This is a genomic window from Allochromatium tepidum (assembly GCF_018409545.1).
GTDB classification, from domain to species: domain Bacteria; phylum Pseudomonadota; class Gammaproteobacteria; order Chromatiales; family Chromatiaceae; genus Thermochromatium; species Thermochromatium tepidum_A.
This window is the reverse complement of record NZ_AP024563.1, coordinates 131,555-147,642: the sequence shown is the minus strand read 5'-3', so window position 1 is coordinate 147,642 and position 16,088 is coordinate 131,555. Positions and strand designations below refer to the sequence as shown.

At 61.7% G+C, this 16,088-nt stretch carries 17 protein-coding genes and 1 pseudogene; 7 read left to right on the top strand and 11 right to left on the bottom strand.

What is annotated here, in order from left to right; all coding sequences use genetic code 11:
- Positions 1-34: 34 nt before the first annotated feature.
- Together Atep_RS00690 and Atep_RS00685 are read left to right on the top strand one after the other, a co-directional pair.
- On the top strand, positions 35-319 hold the full coding sequence (locus Atep_RS00690; RefSeq protein ID WP_213379586.1) for a helix-turn-helix domain-containing protein: 285 nt from the start codon (positions 35-37) through the stop codon (positions 317-319).
- On the top strand, positions 316-1,497 hold the full coding sequence (locus tag Atep_RS00685; protein ID WP_213379584.1) for a type II toxin-antitoxin system HipA family toxin: 1,182 nt from the start codon (positions 316-318) through the stop codon (positions 1,495-1,497). Before Atep_RS00690 ends, Atep_RS00685 begins: the two co-directional genes overlap by 4 nt.
- A gap of 73 nt (positions 1,498-1,570) precedes the next feature.
- Here Atep_RS00685 and Atep_RS00680 read toward each other — a convergent pair whose 3' ends face one another.
- Positions 1,571-3,886, bottom strand: a complete 2,316-nt coding sequence (locus Atep_RS00680) for a DNA internalization-related competence protein ComEC/Rec2 (protein WP_213379582.1) — start codon at positions 3,884-3,886, stop codon at positions 1,571-1,573.
- A 61-nt stretch (positions 3,887-3,947) separates the two neighbouring features.
- Here Atep_RS00680 and Atep_RS00675 point away from each other — a divergent pair, with 61 nt between their 5' ends.
- Positions 3,948-4,502, top strand: a complete 555-nt coding sequence (locus Atep_RS00675; RefSeq protein ID WP_213379580.1) for a DUF2062 domain-containing protein — start codon at positions 3,948-3,950, stop codon at positions 4,500-4,502.
- Here the strand turns inward: Atep_RS00675 and lolD are convergent.
- Complete coding sequence (lolD, locus tag Atep_RS00670) at positions 4,445-5,146, bottom strand: lipoprotein-releasing ABC transporter ATP-binding protein LolD (RefSeq protein ID WP_213379578.1); 702 nt, start codon at positions 5,144-5,146, stop codon at positions 4,445-4,447. The genes Atep_RS00675 and lolD overlap by 58 nt on opposite strands.
- Positions 5,139-6,389, bottom strand: coding sequence for a lipoprotein-releasing ABC transporter permease subunit (locus tag Atep_RS00665; RefSeq protein WP_213379576.1), 1,251 nt, complete (start codon positions 6,387-6,389; stop codon positions 5,139-5,141). The genes lolD and Atep_RS00665 overlap by 8 nt, the downstream gene beginning before the upstream one ends.
- Positions 6,390-6,563: 174 nt before the next feature.
- Between Atep_RS00665 and Atep_RS00660 the strand changes: the two genes are divergently transcribed.
- Positions 6,564-6,725 carry a TIM-barrel domain-containing protein gene (locus Atep_RS00660; protein ID WP_213381335.1) on the top strand — a complete coding sequence of 54 codons (162 nt, stop codon included), beginning with the start codon at positions 6,564-6,566 and terminating at the stop codon, positions 6,723-6,725.
- Positions 6,722-7,735, top strand: coding sequence for an Rpn family recombination-promoting nuclease/putative transposase (locus Atep_RS00655; RefSeq protein ID WP_213379573.1), 1,014 nt, complete (start codon positions 6,722-6,724; stop codon positions 7,733-7,735). Before Atep_RS00660 ends, Atep_RS00655 begins: the two co-directional genes overlap by 4 nt.
- Positions 7,736-7,921: 186 nt before the next feature.
- On the opposite strand, the gene Atep_RS00650 is transcribed toward Atep_RS00655, so the two are convergent.
- The 7 genes and pseudogenes from Atep_RS00650 to Atep_RS00620 all read right to left on the bottom strand — a co-directional run bounded on the left by Atep_RS00650 (position 7,922) and on the right by Atep_RS00620 (position 14,226).
- Positions 7,922-8,779: a glycosyltransferase family 2 protein gene (locus Atep_RS00650; RefSeq protein WP_213379571.1), complete on the bottom strand. Its 858-nt coding sequence runs from the start codon at positions 8,777-8,779 to the stop codon at positions 7,922-7,924.
- 51 nt (positions 8,780-8,830) lie between these two features.
- Positions 8,831-9,182 (bottom strand): annotated as a pseudogene (locus Atep_RS00645) (PD-(D/E)XK nuclease family transposase); the annotation flags it as partial.
- A gap of 97 nt (positions 9,183-9,279) precedes the next feature.
- Complete coding sequence (locus Atep_RS00640; RefSeq protein ID WP_213379569.1) at positions 9,280-9,513, bottom strand: ribbon-helix-helix domain-containing protein; 234 nt, start codon at positions 9,511-9,513, stop codon at positions 9,280-9,282.
- On the bottom strand, positions 9,510-9,929 hold the full coding sequence (locus Atep_RS00635) for a PIN domain-containing protein (RefSeq protein WP_213379567.1): 420 nt from the start codon (positions 9,927-9,929) through the stop codon (positions 9,510-9,512). Before Atep_RS00635 ends, Atep_RS00640 begins: the two co-directional genes overlap by 4 nt.
- Positions 9,930-10,252: 323 nt before the next feature.
- A complete protein-coding gene (locus Atep_RS00630) occupies positions 10,253-12,202 on the bottom strand; it encodes a tetratricopeptide repeat protein (protein ID WP_213379565.1) in 1,950 nt (649 codons plus the stop codon).
- A gap of 71 nt (positions 12,203-12,273) precedes the next feature.
- Positions 12,274-12,681: a pilin gene (locus Atep_RS00625; RefSeq protein WP_213379563.1), complete on the bottom strand. Its 408-nt coding sequence runs from the start codon at positions 12,679-12,681 to the stop codon at positions 12,274-12,276.
- Positions 12,682-13,002: 321 nt separating this feature from the next.
- On the bottom strand, positions 13,003-14,226 hold the full coding sequence (locus Atep_RS00620) for an RNA-guided endonuclease InsQ/TnpB family protein (protein ID WP_213379561.1): 1,224 nt from the start codon (positions 14,224-14,226) through the stop codon (positions 13,003-13,005).
- 22 nt (positions 14,227-14,248) lie between these two features.
- Between Atep_RS00620 and tnpA the strand changes: the two genes are divergently transcribed.
- Both tnpA and Atep_RS00610 read left to right on the top strand, forming a co-directional pair.
- Positions 14,249-14,662, top strand: coding sequence for an IS200/IS605 family transposase (gene tnpA, locus Atep_RS00615; protein WP_213379559.1), 414 nt, complete (start codon positions 14,249-14,251; stop codon positions 14,660-14,662).
- Between the two features lie 109 nt (positions 14,663-14,771).
- Positions 14,772-15,341, top strand: a complete 570-nt coding sequence (locus Atep_RS00610; RefSeq protein ID WP_213379557.1) for an SEL1-like repeat protein — start codon at positions 14,772-14,774, stop codon at positions 15,339-15,341.
- 132 nt (positions 15,342-15,473) lie between these two features.
- Here Atep_RS00610 and Atep_RS00605 read toward each other — a convergent pair whose 3' ends face one another.
- Positions 15,474-15,923 carry a molybdenum cofactor biosynthesis protein MoaE gene (locus tag Atep_RS00605; RefSeq protein ID WP_213379555.1) on the bottom strand — a complete coding sequence of 150 codons (450 nt, stop codon included), beginning with the start codon at positions 15,921-15,923 and terminating at the stop codon, positions 15,474-15,476.
- Positions 15,924-16,088 lie beyond the last annotated feature (165 nt).

Sequence of the window (16,088 nt, the reverse complement as noted above, 5' to 3'; positions counted from 1 at the left end):
CTAGACAGCAAAAATGTAGAATATTTCAGACATCATGGACTTCTCCACGCTCGGTCAATTCCTCAAGCACACGCGCCGGGCACAGGGCGTCACTCAGCAGCGGATGGCGCAGGATCTGGACATCTCCCGCAGCACGATCAACGCCTTCGAGCAGGGTCGCGCCGGTGATGTCGGCTTGCGCAAGGTGCTGAAGATGCTCGATTACCTGGGCTTTACGCTGGAACCCAGTCCGCAGTCGCCCTTCCCGACCTTCGAACAACTGCGTGCCGAGCGCGAACAGGAGCGCCGGCAGGAATACAGGTCGGAGCAAGACCGATGAAACGCTTGCCGGTCTTCATCGCTACCCAGCCCGCCGGTGAGCTGCTGCAAGAGAGCGACGGCGAGTGCGTGTTCAATTATCACACACCACTCCCCGACGCTTTCGTATCCTTGACCATGCCGGTGCGGGCGAAGAGCTATGCCCACGCGCGCCTGTTGCCCCTGTTCGAGATGCACTTGCCGGAAGGCTATTTGCTCTCCGTCATCAAAAAGCATTTCGGCAAGCTGGGCATCGCCGACGACTTTGCGCTGTTGTCGCTGTTGGCCCCCAGCCTGAAAGGCCGGGTGACGCTGAATGAGCAAGCGCATGCGGACACGGCTGAACTGGCGCTGGCGGATGTGTTGCACAACACCTCGCCCGACCTGTTCGAGGCGCTGGTGCAGCGGTTTGCCCTGCACTCGCCGCTCAGCGGTGTCCAGCCCAAGGTGCTGGCTCCGCTGTTGGACAAGGCCACGCTCAGGGTCGAAGACTTCGTGGTGAAGTCCTGGGGACCGGATTATCCGCATCTGGCGCTCAATGAATGGCTCTGTATGCGCTGTCTGCTGGAAGCGCAGGTCGAGGTTCCGGAGTTCTATTTGTCCGAGGACGAGCGGTTTTTCGTGATGCGCCGCTTTGACCTCCATCCGCACGGCGGCTACTGGGGCTTTGCAGATTTCTGCGTGCTACAAGCCAAATCGCGTGACGAAAAATACACGGGAAGCTATGAGCAACTGGCCAAAAGCATCGTGCAGTTCGTGAGTCCGGCGCATCGGCAGCCGGCCATGACTCAGTTTTTCAAAGCCTTGCTGCTGAACCAATGGCTGCAAAACGGCGATGCGCATCTGAAGAATTTCGGCGTGCTCTATTCGAGCCTGAGCGATGTCCGCCTGGCTCCGATCTACGATGTGGTCTGCACCACAGCCTATATTCGCCGGGATATGCAGGCGTTGACCTTACGAGGAACGAAGCGTTTCGTGTCTCCGGCACAGATGCGGCGCTTTGGGATCGAGGCCTGTGGCCTGACGCCGAGACAGCTTGAGCGAGCGATGTATGAGTGCGTTCAAGGATTGGCCTGGCTGGTATCTGCAACAGCCGACTTGCTCGATGGCTCGGGTGAAGCGTCGCGCACCGCCATGCTGGCGCATATCAACAGACTGGCACAGCGTGGGCTGGAGGCACACGCGCAGATGCCCGGGTAATGCTGCCGTGTCGTTTCCTCGTCCCCAGTCTACGAAGACGCCGGCAGAGGACGAATCCAGTTTGGCAATCGCCTCAAGGCGGCAACGCCGGTCGATGCGTCCACAGCCGCCCGGCACGCTCGCGCCGGCCCTGCGGCTCGTCGATCCAGCCGTCCGGCCCCAGCCTGAACTGAACGGCGCCGTCGAGTGCCGTGTTCAGGGTCGGAATCCCGCGCTCGGCCAGACGCTCACGCACCAAAGGTGCCGGAAAGCCGAATTGATTGGCATAACCGGACGAGAACAGCACCCACTCGGGTTGCACGACATCCAGCAGACGCGCCGACGTCGAGGTCGCGCTGCCGTGATGTCCGGCGATCAAGACGGCAACCCGCCAGTCGGCCCCGAGACGTGCGACCAGGCGCTCTTCGGTGCGGGCGCCCACATCACCCGTCAGCAGGATGGCTCGCTCGCCGGTGCGAATCTCCAGCACACAGGACGCCTCGTTGCCCTTGAGATCCGCGCGTTGCGGATGCAGCAGCCGAAAGTCGACGCCTGACCAGTTCCAGGTCTCGCCGGCCATACAGGGTTCGGCACCGGCCAGCCCCAACCGCTCGGGTTCGCCGGTCTGGAGACGCTTGGCAGGCACGCGCGCCAGCAGACCCGATGTACCTCCGGCATGATCCCGGTCGGCATGGCTGATGACGAGCCGGTCGATGCGCTCGATCCCGCGCGACTGGAGAAAGGGCGCGACGATCATTGCCCCCGTGTCGAATCCGCCCGGATACGCCGGTCCGCTGTCATAGACCAGAATGCCGTCCTGGGTCTCGATCACAACGGCCTGCCCCTGCCCCACATCGAGCAGACTGAACCGGACCTCGCCCCAACCCGGCGCATCCGGACGCGCCGCCACCAGCGGCAACATCAGAATCAGCCCCTGCCAACGTCCCGGCAGACCGCGCGGAGCGAGCAGCAGCACCGCCCCCAGCAGCGCGGACGCCCAGGCCCACAGCGGTCGCGCAGGCAGTTGAACGGCAGCCCAGGGTTGAGCGGCGAGCCAATCCAGCCCGCTCAGACACCAGCCGAGTCCATCGGCGACCAGATGCAAAGGCACATCGAGTCCGGCGACCGGAACCAGACTCAGGAGACCGGCGATCAACACCAGCGGCAGGATCGGCACACTGAACAGCGGCACCGCCACCAGATTGACCAGCGGCGCTATCAGCGACGCCTGACCGAAGAACAGCAACAGCAGCGGCAGCAGCCCCAGACCGACCGCCCATTGCGCCCGTCCCCAGCGCGTCCAGAGATCGCGGCTCGGCAAGCGCTGACCCAGATGCAGCAGCAGGAAGGCCACGGCCCCGAACGACAGCCAGAAGCCGTATGACAGCACAGCCCCCGGATCCCAGACCAGCACGCCGACCAGAGCCAGCGTCAGGGCATGATAGGGCCGCAGCGTGCGCTGCTGGAACAACGCCCCCAGCACCACAGCCAGCATGATGAGCGCGCGCTGGGTCGAGATGGCGAATCCGGCCAGCGCCGCATAGCCGAAACCGGCCAGCAGACTGAAGACCGCCGCCGCGCGCGGAGCCGCCAGGATCAGGGTCAGACGTGCATTCAGCGACCACGACCAACGCGCCAGCCAGAAGACGCCGCCGGCCACCAGTCCCACATGCAGCCCCGAGATGGCCACCAGATGGTTGGTGCCGGTACGGGTGAAGGTGTCCCAAGTCTCGCGCGCCAGTGCGCCGCGTTCGCCGAGGGTCAACGCCTGGATCAGCCCGAGTTGCGGCGAATCCTCCAGCACTCCGGCCAGATGCTCGGCCAGCCGCTGACGCCGGTGGGTCAGCCAATAGGCCCCCGGCCCCGCGTCCAGACGCTCGAACGCCTCGCGACCGCGCGGATAGCCGGTCGCCGCGATGCCCTGCTCGAACAGCCAGCGCTCGTAATCGAAACCGCCCGGATTCAGCGAGCCATGACGCGGCTTGAGACGCACCGCGATACGCCAGCGCTCACCGGCCGACAGCCTCGGACAGTCCCGATAGCAGGTGAGGCGGACCCGACCGCCGAAGTCCAGCTCCGCCCCATGCGCGTCCCAGGTGCGTTCGACGTCGAGCAGAAAGCGCGTGCGATGTCCCTCGACGCTCGGGATCGAGGCCACTCGCCCCTCGACGACCAGAGGCGCGCGCGCCAGCCCGTCCGGAAAGGGCGCGCACAGCCGTTGACAAGCGTGGAACCAGGCCCAACAGAATCCAAGCGCGAAAAAGAACGCCCAGCGCAGGCGCGGCCGGGTCCAGGCCGCAACAGCAGACATGGACAGGAACAGTGCTCCCGACCACCACGGCGGCATCCCAGGCAGCAGATGCAGCGCCCCGACACCCAACGCAAAGCCCAATCCGGCATGAAGCAACATCCCTAAGCCTCGCCTCTGGATTTATACTCGCGACCACACCGTGATCGAGAGAGTTCGATTTGTGAGAAAGTGGCTTGAACGGGTCACCCCGACCCCAGCCGAGATCCACGGCCATCGCTGGCTGAGCATCTTCGGCACGCTGTTGCACGACCCCAACCTCTGGCACCTGAACCGGCGTTCGGTCTCGGGTGCAGTGGCGGTCGGTCTGTTCGTGATGTACCTGCCGCCACTGGGTCACACCTTCATCGCCGCTGCGCTGGCCATCCGGCTGAGGGTCAATCTGCCGATCGCCGTCAGCCTGGTCTGGATCTCCAATCCAGTGACCATCCCGGCGATGTATTACTTCGCCTATGTGCTGGGATGCTGGGTGCTCGGCCTCCAGCCCCGCGGCTTCGAGGTCGCCTTCTGGCTGGATTGGCATCACTGGTTCGAGATCCTCGAACCCATGCTGATCGGCTGCCTGATCTGCGCGACGATCTGCGCGCTCGTCGGCTATGTGACGATCCGGATCCTCTGGCGCTGGCGCGTGGCGCGCCAGGTCGAACGGCGTCAGGCGCGCTATCGGGCGCTGTTCGAGGCGTTGGACAAGACCCCGTCGTCGAGCCGCCAGACCTGATCCATGCGAGCGGCCAGCTCGGGATCATGGGTGACGATGACCAGACTGGTGCCGATCTCGCGGTTGAGTTCGAGCATGAGCTCATAGACCCCGGCGGCCGTGTGCCGGTCGAGGTTGCCGGTCGGCTCATCGGCCAGCAGACAGGCCGGACGTGTCACCAGGGCACGGGCGACGGCCGCGCGCTGGCGCTCGCCGCCGGATAGCTCGCCCGGCTTGTGCGCACCGCGATGACCCAGACCGACGCGCTCCAGCAGTTGTGACGCCCGCTCGCGCGCCTCGGCCGGCTTGGTCCCGCCGATCAGCAGCGGCATGGCCACGTTCTCCAGCGCCGTGAACTCGGGCAGCAGATGATGGAACTGGTAGACGAAACCGAGCCGGCGGTTGCGCAGTCGTCCGAGCTTGGCCTCACCGAGCCGCCCGATGTCCTCACCACCCCAATGGATGCTCCCGGACGTGGGGCGCTCCAGTCCGCCGACGGCGTGCAGCAGCGTGCTCTTGCCCGAACCGGACGCGCCGACGATGGCGATGCGCTCGCCGGCCCGGATCCGGAAGCTCACACCCTTGAGTACCCGGACCTCCTGCGGTCCCTGACGGAAGGTCTGGACCAGATCCCGGACCTCCAGGACGGATGTCGACTCATTCATAGCGCAGTGCCTCCGCCGGTTGGGTCTTGGCCGCGCGCCAGGCCGGATAGAGGGTCGCCAGAACCGACATCAGAAAGGCCCCGCCGCCGACCCTGAGCACATCCGACAGATGCACGTCGGATGGCAGCTCGCTGATGTAGTAGATATCGGGATCGAGGAAATGAATACCGAACAGGCCTTCGATCCCGGCCACCACCGATTCGACATTGAACGCCAGGATCACGCCCGCGACCATGCCGACGACGGTGCCGATCAGACCGATGGCCGTGCCCTGGACCATGAAGATGCCCATCACCCGCGCCGGCGACATCCCGAGCGTGCGCATCACCGCGATGTCGGACTGCTTGTCGGTGACGACCATCACCAGGGTCGAGACGATGTTGAACGCGGCCACGGCCACGATCAGGAACAGGATGATGCTCATCATCCGCTTCTCCATCGCCAGCGCGCTGAAGAAGTTGCTGTGGACCTGAGTCCAGTCGACCAGACGATAGACGCCGCCGAGTTCGTAGGCGATCTCGCGCGCCAGACGCGGCGCCTGCCACATGTCGTCGAGCTTGAGCCGCACCCCGCCGACCCCCTCGCCCAGGCTCATCAGGCGCGCGCCGTCGGCCAGATGGATGAAGGCGGCGTTGCGGTCGTAGTCGGCCATGCCGACGGCGAAGATCCCGCTGACCGTGAAGCGCTTCAGACGCGGCATGACCCCGACCGGCGTCGAGCTGACCTGAGGTGTGACCACAGTCACCTTGTCGCCCGGTCCCACGCCGAGATAGTTGGCCAGATCCCGGCCCAGGACGATGTTGAACTCGCCGTCGACCAGATCGTCGACCGAGCCGCTGACCATGTGCCGGCGCAGATCCGCGACCTCGTCCTCCTCGACCGGCTCGATGGCACGCACCACGGCCCCGCTCACCTGCGCGCCGCTGGCCAGCATCCCCTGGATCTCGACGAAGGGCGCGGCACCGACCACGTGTGGGTTGGCGCGTACCTGCCCGAGCACCTCGCGCCAGTCGGTGATGCCGCCGCCATAGGGATCGGACAGGGTCGCATGCGAGGCCATGGCCAGGATGCGCTGCCGGATCTCCTTGTGGAACCCGTTCATCACCGACAGCACGACGATGAGCGCGACGATCCCCAGCGCGATCCCGACCATCGAGGTGCCCGAGATGAAGGAGATAAAGTGATTACGGCGCTTGGCGCGGGTGTAGCGCAGGCCGATGTAGAGTGACAGGGGATGGAACATAGGGTCGGCATTTAACCACAGGCGTGAAGTCGAAGGCGATCGGCCGTTGTGACCCAGGCGCACATCCGCGCTTGGATCGCCCGGCATGATACTGAATAATCGGTCGCCTCCTATCGGTCTTTCAGTCGACCCCGGCTCTCGAACGGACGTCGACCCACACTCGATGATGAGTCGCTGTTCCCGGATTTCTGCAGTGAGCGCACCCGCCACTGGTGGGGCGATTTGCATGGCTCGCTGATCGAGCTCGGCGTCGACGGCCTCTGGTGCGACATGAACGAGCCGTCGATCGTCGACCGCCCCTATCGCGAGCCGGGCGTGACCGCTGTTCAAACATGAATAAGCACCAAAAACCCAAGACCACCCCGCGCGACCCGACGCACGACAGTGGCTACAAGCTGCTCTATGCTCATGCGGCCATGGTGCGGGATCTGCTGTGTGGTTTCGTGCCCGGTGATTGGGTGCGGGCGCTGGATCTGAACACGCTGGAGCGCTGTAGCGGCAGCTATGTGACCGACGATCTGCGCGATCGGGCCGATGATCTGATCTGGCGGGTGCGCTGGGGCGATGAGTGGCTCTATGTCTACCTGCTGCTGGAGTTTCAGTCGAGCATCGATCCCTGGATGGCGGTGCGTATCCAGACCTACATCGGTCTGCTCTATCAGGATCTGGTGCGTGCCGAGCAGTTGAGTCGGGACGGGCGGTTGCCGCCGGTGTTGCCGATCGTGCTCTACAATGGGGCTCAGGTCTGGAATGCGCCTGAAACCCTGGAGCCGCTGATCGAGCCGGCGCCGCCGGGGTTGGCGGAGTATCGTCCCCGGCAGCGGTATCTGCTGCTCGATGAGCGGCGTCTGGCGCGGGGCGAGCGTCTGCCGGTGCGCAATCTCAGTGCGGCGCTGTTTCGGCTCGAAGCGAGTCGGGGGTCGGATGAGGCGCTGGCGATCGTGCGGGCGCCGGTCGATTGGCTGGCCGATCCGGCGCAGACCGGGTTGCGGCAGGCGTTCGCGGTCTGGTTCGGGCGGGTGTTTCTGCCCAAGCGGCTACCGGGGGTGTCCTTTCCACCCTTGAATGATCTGATCGAGGTCTATGACATGCTGGCTGAAAATGTAGAGGCCTGGACCGACCAATGGAAGCAGGAGGGACTGGAGCAGGGACTGGAGCAAGGACTGGAGCGTGGTTTGGAGCAGGGCCGCGAGGCGGCCCGGCATATCCTCATCCGTTTGGTTCGACTGCGGTTCGGTCCGGCGGTCGCGGAGCAGACGGTGCCGCTGTTGGCGCGGATCGTCGATCTCCAGCGGTTGGAGGAGTTGGGCGATCAGTTGCTGCTCTGCGCCGATGGTGAGGCGTGACTCGTCCAGGTGCGGGCGGCGAGCGCGCTCTGATTGGCGGGGTTTCGGGCTTGAGTCGCCTCAGGCGTCAAGTGTTATAACGCAGGTTTCAAGAGAGAGGCGTTCGGATGGATCAGCCATTCATCGTTTTCGGCTCGCCGCAGATCCAGCGTGAGGAGTTGGTGATTTCCTGCCGATAGTCAGGGATTATCGGTCCCCCTCGCGATAGGACAGCGCCGTGATCTGCTCGGAGATCAGTCCCATCATGAACACCACCACGGCGGCGGTGAACAGCAACGCGCTCATATTGGTGAATTTGTTCATCGTCGTGAAGGTATAGAGGTAGTAGCCCAGCCCGGTGAAAAACAGGGCGCCGCTGACCGGAAAGAACACCTTGAGCGGCGAGTAGAGCGTGGCGACCTTGAACAGGATCAGCAAAAAGCGCACGCCGTCGCGCAGCGGGTGCAGATGGCTGGGGCGGCCCTGGCGCGATCCGGCGTGGATCGGGACATAGGCGACCGGATAGCCGGTGCGGAAGAAGGCCATGGTGATGGTGGTCGGATAGGAGAAGCCGTTCGGCAGCAGGTAGAGGAAGCGCCGGAAATGGTCGGCGCGCACGGCGCGGAAGCCGGAGGTCAGATCCTGGATGCGATGCCCGGTCATGAGCGAGGCGAAGGCGTTGTAGAAGGCATTGGCCAGGGCGCGTCCGAGGCTGGCCTGTGAGCCGCGATCGCGTGCGCCGACGGCCATGTCATGACCGGCGTTCAGGGCGGCGAGCAGGCGCGGGATGTCGGCAGGGTCGTGCTGGCCGTCGGCGTCCATGAAGACCAGGATCTCGCCGGTGGCGGCACGTGCGCCGCTCTTGACGGCGGCGCCGTTGCCCAGGCTGTAGGGATGACTGATGACTCGTGCGCCATGCTCCTGTGCGATCCGGGGTGTGTCGTCGGTCGAGCCGTCGTCGACCAGGATGAGTTCGGCGTCCGGGGCGTGTTCGCGCAGGCGGGACAGTAGCGATCCGAGACAGGCCGACTCGTTCTTGGCGGGAAGGATGATGGAGAGGGTCATGTTATTCCGTCAGGGCTGATCGGATTGCGCAGGGCGACGCGGACTGTGCCGTCAGTCGGGCGTCGAATCGGTGTGACCCCGGTCGTGCAGTTGGGCTTTTAGGCGTGCAATTTCGGCCAGGGCGGCTTCTTTGGCGGCCCGCTCTTGTTCGGCGAGTCTGTTCCCGCATCCGCGCTTGCTCCTCCCGAACCCGTGCCTGTTCCTCCAGAACTCGTGCCTGTTCCTTTTCGGCGCGTGCGTGTTCGGCCTCGGCTTTCAGTTCGTCTAGGTGGCGCTGGATGCTGCGTTGTTCACGCAGATAGTTCTGGCGTGCCTGGTAGGCGTGATAGGCGCGGTCTTTGTCGGAGAAGGCTTTCAGGGTGCTCATGGCTTGCCTCATCTCGTCGGTGTGCATCCAGGTCGGCGTTATGATCAGCAGAAAATCGACCCTGGAACCTTATTTCTATGTTGGTATCGAGCAGTTGGCGCATTGCACGCTGCATGACTCGGACAGCATTTCGCTAACCGTTCCCGGAACGCCGATCATCGGCATCCAGTCGATCCAGGATGGCCAGCGCCTGTTTGATATCGCCCGTCGCTGCCATCGCTCGAAAATGGTTTTCGGTATCCCAGGCCGCCAAGGCCCGAGCACTCAGTTCCTCCACCAGTTTGTTGGTGCTGAGGCCGCGACTGCGTGCCAGCGATTTCAAGCGTTCCGCTGTATCGTCCGGCAAGCGGATCGTTAATGTCGTCATCGCCATTCCTCCAGACATTGAGCGGGTGTCAACAAGCGCAGGTGATCGAATATCAGTTCGCCTCGGTCAAGATCGCGCACATTGTGCGTTATGATCCCGGCTGCGCGGCCTGCCAGCGCAAGCTCGATCAAGTGGTTGTCGGCCTCATCCGGCAGATTGGGACGCCAGCCGTAGTAGATGGTGACCCAGCGACCGCGTTGGGCGAGGGCGGCCAGCACCGTTTGTCTTTCCTGGGCTGTCGTGGCCGTTCCCCAGACATCACGCCCCAATAGGTCGCAATACTCCTGCCACAAGGCATTGCCGAACAGCGGTTGATAGGTGCCGGAAAGCGCGCGGCGCAAAACCTCGCGCGACGCACCGCCGGCCGAGCGCAGTCCCGCGACAAACACATGTGTGTCAATCACCAGTTGAATCATGGTGACAGCATATACGACAGCATGGCATTGGGCAACCTACATCCCAGACACGAAAAAACCGCACGGTTTGTACGAGTGCGGCTCACATCAAGACAAAGTCAAATCGTCGCTACGCGCTTGGCTACGCATCACCGGGAGGCGGCGGGCGGTGGGTCGTTCGGCACGGTCATCTCTGAGATAATTTGACCCTGGCCCCTTTTCTCCCCTGGCCCCTTTTCTCCCCTTTTCTCCTCCTGGCTTTTTGCACGCTACCTCGCTATCTGCTTGGATTTTTGCAAGATATCCAGTGCTGTTTTTTTATCGCCGTCGAGTGTCCACCCTCGCTACCTCGCTACCTCGCTCGTTTGCTCTTTTATTCGTTGCGCCGCTTCGATTTTTTGTTGGACATCGGCGTAATACCTCAATTGCGCCATACGCTTAAACGGGTGCTTTGGCAACTGCTCACGCGCATCCTCCAAAAATGCATAGGCTCGCTCGAATTGATCGGCATTAGCCATCAGCAAGGCCCCATAGGTAGCAAAATCCTGGGCTGGAAAAGTATGAAACGCCTGCTCGAACAACGCGATGGCACGCGCAAGATCCTCGTCCCGATTTAGCGCGACCAAACCTTCGGTAGCTAGCAAATAGCCTTTGGCAAAGTCGCTCTCGGCATAGGCAGGGTTGTCCAGCAAAGCCTGAGCTAGTACGGACAATGCGCTATAGTCTCGTGGAGCGCACGATGCGGTTGGATTGCCATAAGCGGCCTTAAACAGTTCCACAGCCGCAACCTGATGAAACGCGGCGGTTCTCAAATGTTCTTTTACTTCTTGCAACAGCACTGGAAACTGATCTTCTTCACCCCAGCAAAATTGCGTGCGCTGGATTTGCAAAATCGCGATTTCCGGGCTAAGTGCGGCTGCGTGATCAAAAGCCCGCCGCGCCTCAGTAGGTTCTCCTTGCGTGATGCGCTGATTGGCAAAGACTTGAACGGCTCGCTCCGAGTAAGGATTCTTTTCCAACCAAAACCGAGTAGCGATGTGGACTTGGTGCCAACCGTATGTCACTTGGAATAACACGAAGGCAAAGAGTCCTAGGTAAGCCGAAAAAAAGAATACTGCAAGTCCTGAAAAACGTTTTGGAACATATGCAAGGCTATAAACTAATGCAAAATACAGACCGAACGCCGGGACGTAATTTCGATGGGCAAAATATAATTCCAGACCAATAAAAGTTGATTCGAGAAGATGCCCGGTCAAAAAAAACAAGATACCGAATAAAACAACGGGGGCTACACGCCGCCACCAAAACGCAAAAACAAGCAGAAAAACCCAAAACAACATGGCTAGCAAAGTCAGCGGCGGTTGTAACCAGCCTTGCGGTGCAGGAATGTGATCCATAAAAGGCGTCACCGAAAACGCCTGCGGTAAAAAAAGATTTCGAAGATAGTCAAGCAGGATCGTTGGCTGACTCATGAGCCGTTGATCAAGCGTAAAATAACGCTGTGCACTATACCCGTGATCGAGAATAATGATAAACAGATGGGAAAGATAGATTGCCAGAAAAAGACTTGGCAGTATTATAAACACAAAGAGCAGAATTCGTTCTGGCCGTTCGGTTAGGCGATGCTGCTTCGGAATCCACAGCCAAATTATTACCAGAGCGAGTAAGGGGAGCAACGCACCATTCTCCTTCGCCAAGGTCGCAAGGAGAATCATTAAGCCGGTCAGGATCAATAACCCGCGCGCCAATTTAATAGATTGATTTGCTGCAAAAAGATGCGCCCAGGCAAATGCGGTTAGACCGGTCAAGGTCAACAGTCCGGCTAAGCTGGTCATACGCTGGATGATCATTAAGTGCGTTGTCGCCAGAAACGGGCTGAAACCCCATAGCGCCGCGACTCCAACACCGATCCAGAGCGTTTTGTTCAGGTGAGCCGCGCCGCGCAGGAGCACCAAGCCAACGGCAAGCAGAAAGCAAGCAGCCACTGCGAGCAGATGAATGGCAAAATTGACCCGCAGGAAAAGGTCTGGGCGATCAGGCCAAGCCTGCGCTTGTGCAGCAAAGGTCGCGAGCGACAGCGGACGCCCGAGAACGTTCTCGCCAGAAAACGTGAAAATGAAGGCAGACTTAAAATCCCGAACGGTCTGAAGACCCTGCAAATTGATTTCATCGTCGAAAAGAAAATAGCCCGGCAAGGCGGCGGTGTAAGCAAACCAAATCCCAATGATAGCCAGTGCGAGGACGCTCAGTGGGAGCAATGGCTTGAGCTGTATCATGCGCATCTTGTCGGACATGAAACCAACCTGAGTAATAAAAGCATACAAAGCCCCGGTGATGCCGGGGCTTTGTATGACGAAAGATCGGCTTACGGACGGCAGGAACCAGGCATCAGCCTCTCAGGAGTGCCTCTGCATAGCCAATTTGTGACTGTCCCATTACCTATTGTCGGGCTTAAAGTTACCGTCACGGCCTCACCAATAGTACTACTATTACCTGTTGCGGTAATCTTACCGCCGCTATCAACGGACAAACCCGAAACATATTGGGTAGCGGTGAAAGGAGAAGGAGTACAACCACCGTAAGCTGTTCCGCCTCCCGCGACTACTTCAGTTACGCAGGTGCGTGCCGAGCTTGCAGCAAGAACGACTTCAGAGGCCTTCGCTTTTTTTGTGTAGTCCTGATACGCCGGCAACGCAATCGCCGCCAAAATACCAATGATCGCCACCACGATCATGAGTTCGATCAGGGTAAAGCCTTGTTGGAACTTTTTCATAACATTCTCCGCAACGCAATGGATGATAAACCGGTCTGAACGAGGAGGCCGTGTGGCGGTCGGTCTGATACGGCTCACCGCCCCGCTGAAGTCTCCCGAGCGGGAGACAGCAGCTTGCGTGCCAATCTCCATTAACCCGGCCAACGCGCCTGAACCCTTGCAATGGCTAGAGATGTCGCCGTGATCCCCGCGCATCTGTCACACCCCCACCGTGCCATAAGCCGGTCGATGTCACAGCCCCCTGTGACAGCCTCCAGCCGATGTCACACCAGATGGCTTTGACATCCTCCCCGGCCTGAAGGCCGGAGATTCCTACGGCGCTCAGGCGCGGCAGCGAGCCGCCGCCCCCGAGTCGCTTCGGTGGGTTCCTGCGGCCGGCGGCCTTACCGCACCGCTCGCTTCACAGGCTAACCGGGCGTGTCCCGCCCTTAGAACGTTGATCGCGCCGACCACATCGGCGTTTTCCTCGAAACCGCATTCCACGCACTCGAACCGGGCTTGTGTCCGGCGATTCTCCGCCGACATATAGCCGCAACAAGGACAGGTGCGGCTCGTGTTCTGCGGCGGTACGGCAATGAGATGACCGCCGTTCCACGCCAACTTGTAGTCCAGTTGGCGGCGAAACTCGAACCAGCCCTGATCGAGGATGGACTTGTTCAGGCCGGATTTGGCCCGAACGTTTCTTCCCGGCGCCTCTGCTGTGCCTGCCGCCGACTTCGACATGTTCCTCACCTGCAAGTCCTCGATACACACCATCGCGTGGTTTTGGCTGATCGCGGTCGAGGTCTTATGCAGGAAGTCGCGGCGGGCATTGCCGATGCGGGAATGAATCTTCCGGACGCGGGCTTTGGCCTTCTTCCAGTTGTTGCTGAACTTGACCTTGCGGCTCATCGCGCGCTGCGCCTTCGCCAATGCCTGTTCGTGGCGCTTGAAGCTATTGAGCGGGGCGTAGACCGTCCCGTCGCTCAAGGTGGCGAAGCGGACGATGCCCAGGTCGATCCCGACGGCCGTGCCCTGATGAACCGGGATCTCGGCTTCGCGCTCGGTCTGGATCGACACGAACCACTTGCCGCCGGACTGGCTGACGGTGACGTTCTTCACCGTGCCCAGCACGTCCCGGCTATTGCGGTAGCGCAGCCGGCCCAGCTTGGGTAGGAACAGGCGGCTGTTGGCTTGGTCGAGCTTGATCTGTTTCGGGTCGGGATAGCGGAAGCTGTCCGACCGGCCTTTCTTTTTGAAGCGCGGGAAGTCGGCCCGCTTGGCGAAGAAGTTGGCGTAGGCACGCTCCAGATCCTTGAGCGCCTGCTGCAAGGCTTGAGCGGGAGCCTCGCTCAGCCAGGCGGTCGAGGGATCGGCCTTCCACGCGGTCAGCGCCTTGCACAGACCGGCATACCCGAGTTTCTTCTCACCGGCCGCGTACCGCTCCTGTTGCAACGCCAACGCCCGGTTGTAGACGAAGCGGCACGCCCCCGCGAAGCGGCGCAGGTCGCGCGCCTGGTCGCCGTTGGGCTTCAACTCAAATCTGAAGGCTTGGAAGCGTTGCATGGTTAAAATTATACTTTGGTCTATGAGCGATGACAACGATATTCGGCAAGGTCGGCACTGCGTTTTTGCAATGCACGTTCACTTGGTCTTTGTGACGAAGTATCGCCGCAAAGTCTTCGACGGCGACGCCATCAACCGGCTGCGTACCATCTTCACCAAGACCTGCGCCGACTTCGAGGCACAACTGATCGAGATGGACGGCGAGGACGATCACGTCCACCTGCTGGTCGAGTATCCGCCCAAGGTGGCCGTCTCCAACCTCGTGAACAGCCTCAAAGGCGTGTCCAGCCGTCTGCTGCGCAAGGAGCGGCCCGACATCCGGAAACGCTACTGGAAGGGCGCGCTGTGGTCGCCCTCTTACTTCGCTTCAAGCTGTGGCGGCGCGCCGATCGCCATCGTGCGCCAATACATCGAACAGCAGCGGACGCCGAACTAAGCGGAAACCGCGACGACAGCGGGCGCTATCCATCCCCGCCCTGAACGGCGGGGCTTTTCGCGCAAGACGGGTAAGCTACACGCACATCCACCACCACGGCCCCTCAACCATGCACCTGATCAGCCTCAACACCGCCGCCGCCCTCACCGGCCTAACCAAACGCACCCTCTGGCGCTACATCGACAGCGGACGCCTCACCGTCGCCAACCCCAGCGAGCCGGGCGAAAAAGCCCACGTCCACCTGGAAGAAATCCTGCCCCTGTCAGGACTGACCATCGACCCCCAATACCACCCCACCATCGTCGACGCCGACCGAGGCGACCCTGTCGCCCAATGCGACCTCGGCATCCTCCTGCTCATGAACCAACGCCCCACCGACGCCATCCCCTGGTTCCAACGCTCCGCCAACGCCTTCTACCCCGACGCCATGTGCCGGCTCGCACGCGCCTACCTCTCCGGCGAAGGCATCGAGTGCAACCTGGAAACCGGCGTCCAGTGGATCGACACCGCCGCCCGCAAAGGCCACCCACTCGGACAAGCCCTGCACCAATTCCTGCACAGCCCCGCCGGCCAAGAACTCCTGCACGCCCAAAACCCTGCCGCCCTGAACAAAACACTCGACGACATCGAACGCCAAATCATCCTGAACACCTTGAACGCCACAGCCGATACCCCGTGAGCACCCGTGTCAATGGCCACGAGACCTGATCGCCATGTTCGGATATGCCTTGCATAGGGAACGCGCATCCGAGATCAGTCCTATCATGAACACCGCCACGGCCGCTGGTCGACGCCACCGATCACACCGGCCTCACCAGCGGCGAGCCGCCTCCAGGTCCGTCGCCCGCTCCTCGACCCAGCGCTCACCCGCCTCGGTAAGCTCCTTCTTCCAGAAGGGCGCGCGTGTCTTGAGCGCGTCGATCAGGAACTCGCAGGCGCGGAACGCCTCGCCCCGGTGCCGGCTGACGACCCCGACGAAGACAATGGGGTCAAGCGGCTCCAGCGTCCCGACGCGATGCACGATGCGGAGTCCTTCCAGCGCCCAGCGCTCGGTCGCTTCGGCGGCAAGCGCGCCGAGCGCCTTCTCGGTCATGCCCGGATAGTGCTCCAGCGTCATCCGCGCGACACCCACGCCCGCGTTGAGATCGCGCATCAGCCCGACGAAGGTCACAAGCGCACCGATCCGCGGATTGTCCCGACACAGCGCCTCCTGCTCGGCGCAGATGTCGAAGGGTTCGGTTTGGATCCGGATCATGTTCATGCTCGAGTCGTTTGAGATCGTTTTCGACGGGAACGAGGCGTCATGAATGACACCTCAAGCGCTGTCCGCATCGGCTTGATATTCCGCGAGCAACCGCTGCTCAAAAAGGTGCGTGCGGAGTCGTGAAACGGCGTTTCATGCCGAGGTCACGAAGCTGGAGCTTCG